The 12,120-nt window shown below is 54.3% G+C and carries 9 protein-coding genes and 1 other RNA gene; 5 read left to right on the forward strand and 5 right to left on the reverse strand.

Translation table 11 applies throughout. The features are described from left to right. Positions 1-168: 168 nt before the first annotated feature. On the forward strand, positions 169-1,140 hold the full coding sequence (gene thrB, locus JJD41_RS00350) for a homoserine kinase (protein ID WP_200664221.1): 972 nt from the start codon (positions 169-171) through the stop codon (positions 1,138-1,140). A 129-nt stretch (positions 1,141-1,269) separates the two neighbouring features. Here the strand turns inward: thrB and JJD41_RS00355 are convergent, their stop codons facing one another. The 3 genes from JJD41_RS00355 to JJD41_RS00365 form a co-directional block, all read right to left on the reverse strand. Further along, on the reverse strand, positions 1,270-1,890 hold the full coding sequence (locus JJD41_RS00355; protein WP_234488444.1) for an HhH-GPD family protein: 621 nt from the start codon (positions 1,888-1,890) through the stop codon (positions 1,270-1,272). 133 nt (positions 1,891-2,023) lie between these two features. Beyond that, a complete protein-coding gene (metX, locus tag JJD41_RS00360) occupies positions 2,024-3,145 on the reverse strand; it encodes a homoserine O-acetyltransferase MetX (RefSeq protein ID WP_200664222.1) in 1,122 nt (373 codons plus the stop codon). A gap of 270 nt (positions 3,146-3,415) precedes the next feature. Further along, entirely contained in the window at positions 3,416-4,729 is a 1,314-nt protein-coding gene (locus JJD41_RS00365) for an O-acetylhomoserine aminocarboxypropyltransferase/cysteine synthase family protein (RefSeq protein WP_200664223.1), read from the reverse strand. Positions 4,730-5,358: 629 nt separating this feature from the next. On the opposite strand from JJD41_RS00365, the gene JJD41_RS00370 reads away from it, so the two are divergent. Both JJD41_RS00370 and JJD41_RS00375 read left to right on the forward strand, forming a co-directional pair. Continuing rightward, entirely contained in the window at positions 5,359-6,987 is a 1,629-nt protein-coding gene (locus tag JJD41_RS00370) for an NAD(P)H-quinone oxidoreductase subunit 4 (RefSeq protein WP_200664224.1), read from the forward strand. A 249-nt stretch (positions 6,988-7,236) separates the two neighbouring features. Further along, a complete protein-coding gene (locus tag JJD41_RS00375; protein WP_200664225.1) occupies positions 7,237-7,971 on the forward strand; it encodes a 2-phosphosulfolactate phosphatase family protein in 735 nt (244 codons plus the stop codon). Positions 7,972-8,002: 31 nt separating this feature from the next. On the opposite strand, the gene JJD41_RS00380 is transcribed toward JJD41_RS00375, so the two are convergent. Continuing rightward, positions 8,003-9,322, reverse strand: coding sequence for a lipid-A-disaccharide synthase-related protein (locus JJD41_RS00380; protein WP_200664226.1), 1,320 nt, complete (start codon positions 9,320-9,322; stop codon positions 8,003-8,005). 198 nt (positions 9,323-9,520) lie between these two features. Here JJD41_RS00380 and ssrA point away from each other — a divergent pair. Further along, positions 9,521-9,909, forward strand: a transfer-messenger RNA (tmRNA) gene (gene ssrA / locus JJD41_RS00385). An 86-nt stretch (positions 9,910-9,995) separates the two neighbouring features. Here ssrA and apcB read toward each other — a convergent pair. Then, positions 9,996-10,505 carry an allophycocyanin subunit beta gene (apcB, locus tag JJD41_RS00390; RefSeq protein ID WP_200664227.1) on the reverse strand — a complete coding sequence of 170 codons (510 nt, stop codon included), beginning with the start codon at positions 10,503-10,505 and terminating at the stop codon, positions 9,996-9,998. Between the two features lie 467 nt (positions 10,506-10,972). Here apcB and JJD41_RS00395 point away from each other — a divergent pair, with 467 nt between their 5' ends. Then, a complete protein-coding gene (locus JJD41_RS00395) occupies positions 10,973-11,755 on the forward strand; it encodes an RNA-guided endonuclease InsQ/TnpB family protein (protein WP_200664228.1) in 783 nt (260 codons plus the stop codon). The last annotated feature ends 365 nt before the right edge of the window (positions 11,756-12,120 follow it).

Below are 12,120 nucleotides of genomic sequence, written 5' to 3' on the forward strand. Positions count from 1 at the left end.
TGCCCCTCTCCTTGTCTGAGTGAAGTGAGCCGTCCCTTAAGCGTACTGCGATCGGTTGACGCGCCCAGCTCCCGATTCAATTCCCTCTAACCGACCCTAACTGCGATCTCCATGCTTAACTCTAATTTGGCATCTCCTCTTTCACTCTCTAGCCCTGAGAAATCGTTCATGTCCCGCACCTCGTCTGTTACCGTAACTGTTCCGGCCACAACTGCGAATCTCGGTCCCGGGTTTGACTGTATTGGCGCGGCACTGACGCTCTACAATCACTTTAAGTTTTCTCGCCTCGACCGCCACCCCCGGCGCTACGATTCCGAGCAGTCTCTGGAAATTTCGGTCAGTGGTGCGGAAGCCCATCGGGTCAGTACGGATGAGAGCAATCTCGTTTATCGTTCGTTTCTCAAATTGTACGACTGTCTCGGTCACGAACCTCCCCCAGTGGCGATCGAGATCGATTTGGGGGTTCCGTTAGCCAGAGGCTTAGGGAGTTCCGCCACGGCGATCGCCGGAGGCTTGGTCGCCGCTAATGCCTTGGCGGGAACGCCGTTAACCCGCGCCGAAATCGTCCAACTGGCGATCGAGATCGAACGCCATCCCGATAATGTGGTTCCCGCTTTGCTCGGGGGCTGTCGTCTGGCGGCGGCGAGTACCTTTGGCGAGCGATCGGACCTTCCCCGAATGTGGGAAATTTGCGAGATTCCCTGGCACCCGACGATCGTCCCGGTGGTCGCCATTCCCACTTTTGAACTCTCTACAGAAAAAGCCCGTGGGGTATTGCCGGAGCAGTATACCCGCGCCGATGCGATTTTCAATACTTCTCATTTAGGATTGCTCGTGCGCGGTTTGGAAACGGGTAACGGCAATTGGCTGCGCGCCGCCATGCAAGACCGCATCCACCAGCCCTATCGCGAAATACTCATCCCCGGCTATCAAGCGGTACGGGCGGCGGCGATCGAGGCTGGAGCTTACGGGATGGCGATTAGCGGTGCCGGACCGACCGCATTAGCCCTCGCGTCGATCGCCGATGCTCCCGCCGTCGCCGCCGCTATGAGTTTGACTTGGAAAGAATACGACATCAAAGCCGAAGCGCGATCGCTCTCCTTGGATAGTCGCGGCGCAATGGTCAAATATGGCGATTGACACTCCCCTGCCTCAAGGCGAGGGGATGCTTCATTCATAGACCCAACTTGCTGTAAGAAAACCAGAATTCCCCACCTTGGGGTGCGGGCATCTTGCCCGCAACTCCCCTTCTGGCTTACCCTCTAAACTCTAAAATCCAAACTCCCCAAACTTGCATCGTTTCAGCAAAATGCACTCCGAACAACGAGGCTTTTGCGCCGTACAAACTGCCGCCCCAAAGTCGATTAAGGTCAGATTCCAGGTGCCCATCTCCCGTTTTGGGGCTACCTCCTGGGCGAGAGACCACAACAGGGCATCTCGGGACTTGACCCGCCCGCCTTCGACGCCGAAAAAGCGTTCGAGAATGCGTGCAATATTGGTATCGAGGACGGCGAGGGGGCGGTTGAAGGCTTGCGAAAGGATCGAGCGGGCAGTGTAGCGACCCACTCCAGGCAATTTGAGCAATTCCGTTTCGCAATCGGGCAGTTGACCGCCGTAGGCTTCATTTTCCAAGATCGATCGCGCCGCATCGAGCAGACGGGAGGCGCGAAATCGCAGTCCGAGGGGTTCGAGTAAGGCGCTCAACTCTTCCAGGGAAGCGTCCCCAAGGGCGGCTAAGGTGGGATATCGAGCCATAAATGCCCGATAAATCGGTAAGGCGTGATTGGCTTCGGTTTTTTGCAGCAAGCACTCGGCGACGAAGATCCCATAGGGATCGCGCGATCGCCGCCAGGGAAAATCTCGCCTGTGGGTTTGCCCCCAGTTCTTCAAGTTTTTGCGAAACCAGCGCACGGTTTTTGGATCGGGTACACTCTCGGGCGATCGCCCTGATGCCCGAGATCCTGTCAACTCCTTTGATGGCTTCGATCGCCCGCGATCGTCAACGCCATCCACACCATGCACCTCAAAATAAAAAAGGAGAGCGCCGTACCACGGGAGCCAATCCGTTGACACGGGAGTTGGAGCGATGGCGCTTTAACTGCTCGTGACGAAAGTTCACCAAGATCGCATTGAGTTCCTCCATATCGATCAAGAACGCATCGTGACCGTGAGGGGAATGCAACCAGCTCAATTGAGCGTTAGGCATATAAGTCGCTAATTCTTGTTGTTCCGTCGGCGGATAAAGTAAATCGGAATCGATCGCCACAATCGAGGCGGGCTGGGAAATCCGCGCCAACACCTTGTAATAATCCTCCAAACCGCGCGAGAGATCGTGAGTGTCCATCGCTTGGGTCAAGGTGATGTAAGTATTCGCATCGAAGCGTTTGACCAGTTTATCGCCTTGATGCTGCAAATAACTCGCGATCGCCAAGCGTCCGTCTTCCTGCACGGTTCGGGAAAAACGCTGCTCGAAACTTCCCCAAGCGCGATAAGTACACATCGCCATCATCCGCGCCGCCGCCAATCCGGCTGCAGGCGGTTCGTCAATCGTGTACAAGCCCCCGCGCCAATTCGGATCGGCATAAATCGCCTGTCGTTGGGCTTCGCTCAACCCGATACACCACGCCGAATGTCGCCCCGATGCGGCAATCGAGGCGATCGCCTCCACCTTATCCGCATACAAAATCGCCCATTCCAACACTTGCATCCCGCCGAGGGAACCGCCGACCACGAGCTTGATCTGTTCGACCCCGAGCACCTCCAACAGCGCCGCCTGAACCCGCACCATATCCCGGATCGTAATCCGTGGAAAATCCGGGCCGTAAGGGCATCCCGTCGCCGGATTGACCGAGGTCGGTCCGGTCGTCCCGTAACAACTGCCCAACACGTTGCTGCAAATGATGAAATCTTGCTCTGGGTCAAACGCCCTGCCCGGCCCGAACAAGGGTTCCCACCACTCATCCGCATCGGCCCATCCGGTTAACGCATGGCAAATCACCACCGCATTATCCCGTGCGGCGTTCAGTTTGCCCCAGGTCCGGTAACCCACTTGCACGTTGCCGAGCATTTCTCCCGACTCGAGCAAAATCGGTTCGGGAAGTTCGCAAAATTGCGTGTTTGGGGAAATAAACCACTGGTATTTCATAATCTTTCGCTTTGGCGATCGCGCGCGCTTACTTTCTTGAACTATACGCTCGATCGGTCAACCCGATCGAGGGCAAGCCCCGGGTAAAGGTCAAATCCGTCGAGCCGATCTCAATGCCTTCGTTCCTTTGACGCCGGGATCTTTGGCCGCTCCAGAATTGAGGGAACCGAGATCTTCTGTCGATTTCGGGCGATCGCCGTCTTCTCAAAACCGCCATCCGCCCCGCCGACACCTCGCTCCCCTCTTTCCCTTTAGCGACACCCGCCGTCTCTAACCGACCGCTTTAAAAGCTTGCTCGAAATCAGCCTTGATATCGTCGATATGTTCGATTCCTACGGAGACCCTGACCATATCCGGAGTCACCCCAGAAGATGCTTGTTCCGCTTCACTTAACTGTTGGTGAGTCGTCGAAGCCGGATGGATGACCAACGTCTTCGCATCTCCGACATTCGCCAGGTGACTCGCCAGCTTGACGTGATTGATAAAGGTGCGTCCCGCTTCCATTCCGCCTTTAATGCCGAAGTTGAGCACGCATCCAAAGCCGTTGGTCAGGTATTTTTTCGCTTGGGCGTGATAGGGATTGCTTTCCAATCCCGCATATTTGACCCAATTGACTTTGGGATGGTCCGACAGCCACTGAGCTAAAGCCAGGGCATTGTCCGCATGGCGTTGCACCCGCAAGGATAAGGTTTCCAATCCTTGCAACAGTAAGAAGGCGTTAAATGGACTCATGCAACCGCCCAAATCGCGCAACCCTTCCACTCGGGCGCGGATGATAAAGGCAATGTTGCCAAATTGGCTCTGCGGTCCGAAGGTCTCGTAAAAATTGAGGCCGTGGTAACCTTCGGACGGTTCGGTAAACATGGGGAATTTGCCATTGCCCCAGTCAAAGTTACCCGAATCGACAACGACGCCGCCAATCGAGGTGCCGTGACCGCCGATCCATTTGGTAGCGGAGGCGGTGACGATGTCGGCGCCGTGGGCGATCGGGCGGCAGAGATATCCCGCACAGCCGAAGGTGTTGTCTACGACTAAGGGAATGCCGTTTTCGTGGGCGATGTGGGATAAGAGCGCAAAATCGGGGATGTTGCACTCGGGGTTGCCGATGCTTTCGACGTAAATCGCTTTCGTGTTTTCGTCGATCGCCTTGCGGAAGCCTTCGGGATCGTCTCCTTCCACGAATTTGACGTCGATTCCCAACCGGGGAAAGGCAACTTTGAACTGGTTGTAGGTTCCCCCGTACAAGAAACTCGTCGAAACGATGTTATCTCCCTTTTGGCAAATCGTCGCCAGTGCCAGGAACTGCGCCGCTTGACCGCTTGCCGTCGCCAGGGCCGCTACCCCGCCTTCTAACGCGGCAATCCGCTTCTCGAAGACGTCGTTGGTCGGGTTCATGATTCGGGTGTAAATATTCCCGAATTCTTGTAAGCCAAACAGTCTGGCACCGTGATCGGCATCGTCGAAGACGTAGGACGTGGTCTGGTAAATCGGCACCGCCCGGGCATTCGTTCCCGGCGCGGGTTCCTGTCCTGCGTGGATTTGTAGCGTTTCAAACTTATAGTTCTGGGCTTCGTTGGTAGACATTCAAACTTCCTCAAATTTTTAATTGACGGTCGCACGGGTCGGCAATGCGTCCGCCCGGGCGGACGAGCCACCTCGATCGCGGCGCAAACCATCCGAAAGCAGGACTTTTCGGATGTTCTCGATTATACTCCCAAATCCCGCTCGGGAAACCGTATTTTAAAATTATTAACAATAAGAACTTGCTTTTTTGCCATCAATGCTTTATATCGCGCGATCGCGAAGAGCTTGGGAAGGGCGATCGGCAACGGAAACCCAGAACAGACGGTCGAAATCGTCGGTGGCGAGCCAATCTCGATGACGCCCGACTGACTCAGATCCTCATGGGTACAGGCGTAATAGAGATTTTATCATTGTAGTTTGGCAAAACTGGATACAGACAAGGACTCGGACTTATCGATTTGTTAACGGCGATCGCCCCGGCGCCCCAACCCAACCGTCCGAACCCTCGTCAACCCCGGTTTTGGCACGAGTCGAGCAGGTGCTTACCACAGAAATCCCCCGGCAAAGATAGTAAGTATTTATTCTCCTTTAGCCTTGCCATTGGTTTTTCCTACTCAACACCTGTTTTCAAAACTTCATTCAACTTAATATACTGAAATAGTTGGTAATGAGTATTTATTCCCATCCACATGTTTTCCCTCAACATTCCCTGGCTCAGCGCCATCCTCCTCTTACCCATCGTCGCCTGTATCGCCATTCCCTTCATTCCCGATAAAGACGGCAAAACCCTGCGTTGGTATGCCCTGGCGATCGGAATCGCCGACTTCGCCCTGACCGTCTTCGGCTTCGCCCGAGACTACAACCTCAGCGACCCCAACTTCCAACTCGTCGAACGTTACGCCTGGGTGCCTCAACTCGGCTTGAACTGGAGCCTCGCCGTCGATGGCATCTCCATGCCCCTAATTTTGCTGACCGGGTTCGTGACCACCTTAGCGATTTTCGCCTCGTGGAACGTCACCTACAAACCCCGGCTATTTTACACCCTGATGCTGCTGCTCTATAGCGGCCAGATCGGCGTCTTTGCCGCATCCGACCTCTTACTATTCTTCTTAATGTGGGAACTCGAACTCGTTCCCGTGTACCTGCTCATTTCGATCTGGGGCGGACCGAAACGGCTCTACGCCGCCACTAAATTTATTCTTTATACTGCATTAGCCTCTATCTTTATTTTGATCGGTGGCTTGGCGATGGCCTTCTACGGCGATACCGTCACCTTCGACATGGCCGAACTGAGCGCCAAACACTATCCCATCGCCCTCGAACTGCTGCTTTACGGCGGCTTGTTAATTTCCTTCGGCGTCAAACTGCCAATTTTCCCCCTCCACACCTGGTTACCGGACGCCCACGGCGAAGCTTCCGCCCCAGTTTCGATGATTTTGGCCGGAGTGCTGCTCAAAATGGGCGGTTATGGCTTAATTCGCCTCAACGTTGAAATGCTGCCCCACGCGCACATTTACTTCGCCCCGGTCCTCGCGATTTTAGGCGTCGTCAACGTCGTTTACGGGGCGCTGACCGCCTTCGGACAGGAAAACCTCAAGCGTCGTCTCGCTTGTTCGTCGATTTCCCACATGGGATTTGTGTTAATCGGAATTGCCGCCCTCAACGAGCTGGGAATTAGCGGCGCCGTCTTGCAAATGCTGTCCCACGGTTTGATTGCTGCCGCCTTGTTCTTCCTGTGCGGCGTTACCTACGAACGGACTCATACCCTGCTGATCGAGAAAATGGGCGGTATGGCGAAATCGATGCCGAAAGTGTTCGCTTTGTTCACCGCCGGATCGATGGCGTCGTTAGCCTTACCGGGAATGAGTGGTTTTGTCAGCGAATTGACCGTGTTCTTGGGTTTGGCGAGCAGCTACGCTTACAGTACCCCGTTTAAAGTGGTCGTGATTTTCTTGGCGGCGGTCGGGTTAATCGTGACGCCGATTTACCTGCTGTCGATGTTGCGTCGGGTGTTTTACGGGAAAGAGAATTTGGGTTTCGAGTTCGACTTGCAACAGTTTGTCGATGCGAAACCGCGCGAAATTGCGATCGCCGCCTGCTTGTTGTTGCCGATTGTCGGAATCGGGTTGTATCCGAAAGTAGCGACTCAGACCTACGACGTCAAAACGACTGCAGTGGCGACTCAAGTGCAGAATGCGTTACCCGTGTTCGCTCAAGAGCAAGATCGCTTGTTCTCCGGCGGTTTGTTCGCGCCGAAGCTGGCGCCGAGTCAAACGACTGGATTGCTCAGTATTGCGGATTTGGGTAAAGGAGCCTAAGCCGGGATTTAAGGTTGCCATGCCTTAATACGAGGAGAAAACAAAAAGTCCGACTGGGATCGCTTCAGTCGGGCTTTTTTGTCGAGGGGGCGATCGCCGCCGACGCCAGGGATCCGAGGGTTATGGAGATGGAGATCGAGGGATAGATTGGCCGATCGCTGATGGAAAACAAAACAAAGTCATTTCTATTTCGTCCCCACAAGCTCATAGAATGAGAAATCGGCAGTTTCAGAAGCAAAGACCCCAGCCTTGAAACTATTTGTCTATCACACTCCCGAATTAACTCCGAGCGATCGCGTCGCGGACTGCGCGATCGCCGTCGATGTCCTACGAGCGACAACGACGATGGTCACGGCCCTGGATGCAGGAGCCGAAGCCGTTCAGGTCTTCAGCGATATCGAGCAGTTAAAACAAGTTAGCGAACAGTGGCCGTCCGAGAAACGAATTCGGGCGGGAGAACGCGGCGGATCGATGGTTGACGGGTGTGACATGGGGAATTCTCCCCTGGACTGCACGCCGGATCGGGTGAGCGGACGCCGTTTGTTTATCAGTACGACGAACGGAACCCGCGCCCTGCAGTGCGTGGCAAAGGCGCCGTCGGTGTTGGCGGCGGCGTTAATCAATCGCCGAGCGGTCGTCGAGTTGCTGGCTCGGAAGCGTCCCGAAACCCTTTGGATTGTCGGTTCCGGTTGGGAAGGGAGTTTTTCCTTAGAAGATACGGTGTGTGCGGGGGCGATCGCCCACAGCTTGCAGGAGATGACGGGCATTTCCCTCGTCGATTTGGCTGGAAATGACGAAACGATCGCCGCGATCGCCCTTTACTTGCAATGGCAAGACCGCCTGTTAGAACTGATGCACCACGCCAGCCACGGTCATCGCTTACTGCGCTTGAACAACTCCGCCGATTTGGAGTATTGCGCCCAAACCGATATCCTCACCACGGTCCCGGTTCAAAAAGAACCGGGGGTTTTGGTTAAACAATAACCTGCGCGTCCCCTCTTCATTTTCGGGGAAGCTACCGACGGGGAAAGGATCGATCGGTTTGCCAACATTGGCAAAGGTGTCGGGCAATTCGGCGTGCGGCTCCCGGTTCGCCCATGCGGCGCCCTCCGTTCGTGGCAATCGCCTGTAACGTATCGGGATCGCGCAACAAATCGGCGATCGCCCCCGCCGCACGATCGGGGCGATCGAGCAAAATTAACGACGGTCCGAGTAACCGACTTTGAGCCTCGGCGAAAGCGGGGGTAAATTGCGGGCCGCCTCCGGGAAAGGCGATCGCGGGTTTACCTAAACCGATAAACTGCTCCGTCGCCGTTCCCGCCATGGCCAAGGCGAGATCCCCCTGGCGCAAGCATTCGACAAAGCCTTCGCAGGTTAACAGCACCGTTGCGCTTTGCTGCTGGTAGAGGGCGCTGGACGCTCTCGAAAACAAGGGTTCTAGGGATTCGGGAACGGCAATGGGCGCGCGATCGTCGATTTTCTGCCAGCCGAAATTTTCTAATTCTTGCCCTAAATGTTCGAGACTGAGGTCCGGCGCGATCGCCCCTAGAAACATCTGCGGGCGTCGGGGGTTGGCTTCGACCAAACCCGCCACCGCCGCTAGAATTTGTTGCCAATTCCGATAAGCTTCCGGAACCCGCGACCCCGGTAACAGGGTCACTACCAGCGATCGTTCCGTTTCCTTGCGTTCCGCATCGCGATCGTCAAAAATAGGCGCCGGGCGATCGACCTCCAAATCGTCCATCATCGGATTGCCCAAATCGAGCGCCGCAATCCCCAATTTCACTAACGTTTCCGTCGTCAACGAATCCCTCGGAAATACGGCCCGACAGCGCCGATGTCGCATCAACCAGCGTTCCCACGGCAGATAAACCGAACCCGACCAGCTTTCCAAACCCTCGAACCACGTCCGACGCGGTAAAACCCCGGCTTCGTCGCGCAAGTAATATTCCGATTTCGCCGTCCCGACAAAGGCATACTCGGCCCCACTGGCCCACGCCATCAACAACGGTAAAATATCGCCGACGGCTAGAAGAACTCCTCCCTGTTTCGCCCAATGGCGCACCGCCTGCAACTGCGCCCAGGTGAGTTGAATTAAGCCCTGACGAAGATCGCCCCAGAATTGGCGTCCGTCCATATAGATAAATCCCCCCGAGGGCATTTTTTTGACCGGACCGATAAAGCTGACCCCTTCGAGGGTTTCGTAAGCTCTTCCCTCCCCGACGAGGGGTAAAACGAACAGTTCTAGGGAATCGTCTTGTTGTTGCAGTTGGCGCAAAATGCGAACGGCGATCGCATCTTCCCCATGACCGTTACTCAAACACAGTAGTTTCATTCAATCTATAAGTTTTCGGGATTTTAGAGTTTAGAGTTAGCGAAACCATAAAAGCGCTCATCTTCAGTGCGCTACAGATGTGGGCTTCTACCTCCTGCGCTCTACTTTTTGCCTCTTGGCTTCTCCCTTCCCACTCCCAACTGCTGCCTACTCCCTTGCGATCGCAGAATCTTTGATTATAATGGAAAGAGAACACGGGGGGCCGTACTGGTTTCGACAAGTTGGTGAAATCCAACCCGTGATTCAGGCCGAGAGTGAGTCTCCTCTCGTAAATCCAAGACTCAAACAAAAAAGTAAATGCGAACAACATTGTTCCTTTCGCTCGCAAGGCAGTTGCTGTTGCCTAAAACTTCTCTATAAGTTTGAGCGGTCTGTGGTTCGACTCCGTTAAGAGCTGCGGACAAAACCCCAACGGATGCCCTAGCAACCTTTCTCTGGTTGATTGCTAGTTAAGACTAAACCAGTGCATCCCGCCACTAGGGATAATTAGTGGTCCCCGCCTGGAGGGTAACCCGGGCTAAGCCTGTGAACGAGCGGTAGGCCACTACCCAGCTTGGACAGCAGTTCGATTCTGCTCGGCTCCACTCATAAAGAAAGCCACTCTTTGAAACAAAAGGGTGGCTTTCTCTTTGAGAGCGTTTTTGCCGTCAAGAATGGCTAAACCAAGCAGCAGTTAAACGTCTTTTTCACTTAAATCTTGAATGAGATGCTCGAAGGGTTCGTCCAGCCAAGCACCGATGGTAATTCCCGCTTGAGCGACTTGCTCTTTAACCAATTCTTGCAGGATGGAAATACCGACGACGGTCGGACCGATGGGTACACCTAAAGAATTGTAGGTTTCGCGCAAGCCTTGCAGCACTCTTTCATCGAGGACGTCGGTATTGCCAGCGACTAAAGCGTAGCTGGCATAGCGCAGATAATAGTCCATATCCCGCAGACAAGCCGCATAGCGGCGGGTGGTGTAAGCGTTGCCACCAGGACGAATCAACTCGGGTAATTCGGCAAACAGACGGGAACCCGCTTGTTTGACCAAAGTCGCTGCATTGGCGTTGATGATAGCTGCGGCTCGAACGCGAGCCGTGCCACTCTCGAAGTAAGATTTGAGTCGGTCGATGGCGTCGCGGTCGAAATAGCGACCCGTCACGTCATAGTTTCTAATCAGGCTTGTTACTGCGTCGCGCATTAAATTCCTTCTCCCAACAATAATAAAAGGGTTGTCTCACTAACTTTCGCTGTTTTGAGTAGTCGTATTTCAACAGCAGAAAACTCTAACGCCCAAATTCAATACATAAGGGAAGAGTGGGATGACTTGATGAAAAACTCCGCACCCATCTTTACTATCTGGTCTTGTGGGCGTCAGATCCGTAGACGTTTCGTAGTCTACTACAAAGCGATACCCAGCAACATATCTCAATCCCTCAAGGATAAAGAACTTCATATTTCGATCGCCCGACGTCGAGAGCTCCCGGAGGGGAAGGGGGCAAGACTTTAACTTTTGAGGGGTTCGGGGAGCGATAAGTCCCGCACTGTACCTGAAAGGTCAGGGTCGGGATACATGGACTCCCCGCGTCGATTGAGGGGTTCAATGCCCCGAAAATCGACACACTGCCGATAGTCTAACGGAAAGCGCAAATCGGTTAGGCTGTAGGTATGTTGAACTTGACCTACAACTACCGAATCTATCCAGGACTTGACCAGGAAGCTCAAATGCTCGATTGGTTGGAGCAATGTTGTCGCGTCTATAACTACGCTTTCGCAGAGCGAAAAGACTGGATCGGCTCGCGTAAATGTCCGGTCAATGCTTGCAGTATCAAGCAGGAATATATCATTTCTGCTGATGCACCCTATCCCGACTATTACAAACAGCAGAATGCGCTGACTAGGGCGAAACGGGAAATCCCAGAACTGAAGGCTGTTCATTCTCAGGTCTTGCAAGATGCCTTGAAGCGATTGGATAAGTCGTTCAAGTTCATGCAGAAAAGAGGGTTCGGATTTCCTCGATTCAAAAAGTTTGGTCAGTACCGCTCGTTTGTATTTCCGCAGTTCAAATTCAAGATGACCAGTCGCGGGATCTTGGCCAAGCATTGTTTGGATGCTGCTTGGGGAAGCTTCTTGGAAATCCTCAAGTGGGTTGCCTGGAAGCGTGGCGTCTACTTTGCCAGGGTCGATCCCAACGGGACCCGTCAAACTTGCCCTCAGTGTGGGGTGCATACTGGGAAGAAAGAACTCGGCGAACGGGTGCATCACTACAGTGAATGTGGATATACGACAGACCGGGATGTTGCTGCCGCTCAAGTAGTCATGCAACGAGGTCTTGTACTTGCAGCCGACGGACAGTCGGTGATGCTGCCTGCAGAGGAAGGTTGCTTGGGAACCCCGATGAAGCAGGAAAACCCAACCGCGAGGAAGGGAAGCCCGCGCTCTACCCGTTAGGGGGAGCATCGGGAGGATGTCACGATTTTCTCAATAGGCGATCGCCCGCCAATGTGATTAAATCCATCCAAGGTTCGCTGACACGGCGGAAGTTTGGTAGCGTTTGATACAAAACGACCGAGAGCCTATCCCTAGGATGATTCAGATAAGTTCGGCTTTGACAAGGCGTGTGGCCCGCATCGGCCACAGGAGTCAAACGTTAGAGCGAATCCGCATCCCCGAGCGGCGATCGCGAAACGCTCTGGCCCTCGCCGTCGAGTTGAGTCGAATTCGGCTCAAGTCACCCCAACCCCTGTCAACATTCACTTTGAATCAGGCCCGCCTAAATGACCCCTCCCCAGTCTGACTCACGCAGGTGCTGGGAT

The organism is Oxynema mangrovii CENA135, from assembly GCF_016632315.1.
GTDB classification, from domain to species: domain Bacteria; phylum Cyanobacteriota; class Cyanobacteriia; order Cyanobacteriales; family Laspinemataceae; genus Oxynema; species Oxynema aestuarii.

Excerpts from the sequence above, each read along its gene's own strand:
- metX (WP_200664222.1), bottom strand. The coding sequence starts at position 3,145 with ATGAAATACCAGTGGTTTATTTCCCCAAACACGCAATTTTGCGAACTT.
- JJD41_RS00395 (WP_200664228.1), top strand. The coding sequence starts at position 10,973 with ATGTTGAACTTGACCTACAACTACCGAATCTATCCAGGACTTGACCAG.
- apcB (WP_200664227.1), bottom strand. The coding sequence starts at position 10,505 with ATGCGCGACGCAGTAACAAGCCTGATTAGAAACTATGACGTGACGGGT.
- thrB (WP_200664221.1), top strand. The coding sequence starts at position 169 with ATGTCCCGCACCTCGTCTGTTACCGTAACTGTTCCGGCCACAACTGCG.
- JJD41_RS00380 (WP_200664226.1), bottom strand. The coding sequence starts at position 9,322 with ATGAAACTACTGTGTTTGAGTAACGGTCATGGGGAAGATGCGATCGCC.
- JJD41_RS00370 (WP_200664224.1), top strand. The coding sequence starts at position 5,359 with ATGTTTTCCCTCAACATTCCCTGGCTCAGCGCCATCCTCCTCTTACCC.
- JJD41_RS00365 (WP_200664223.1), bottom strand. The coding sequence starts at position 4,729 with ATGTCTACCAACGAAGCCCAGAACTATAAGTTTGAAACGCTACAAATC.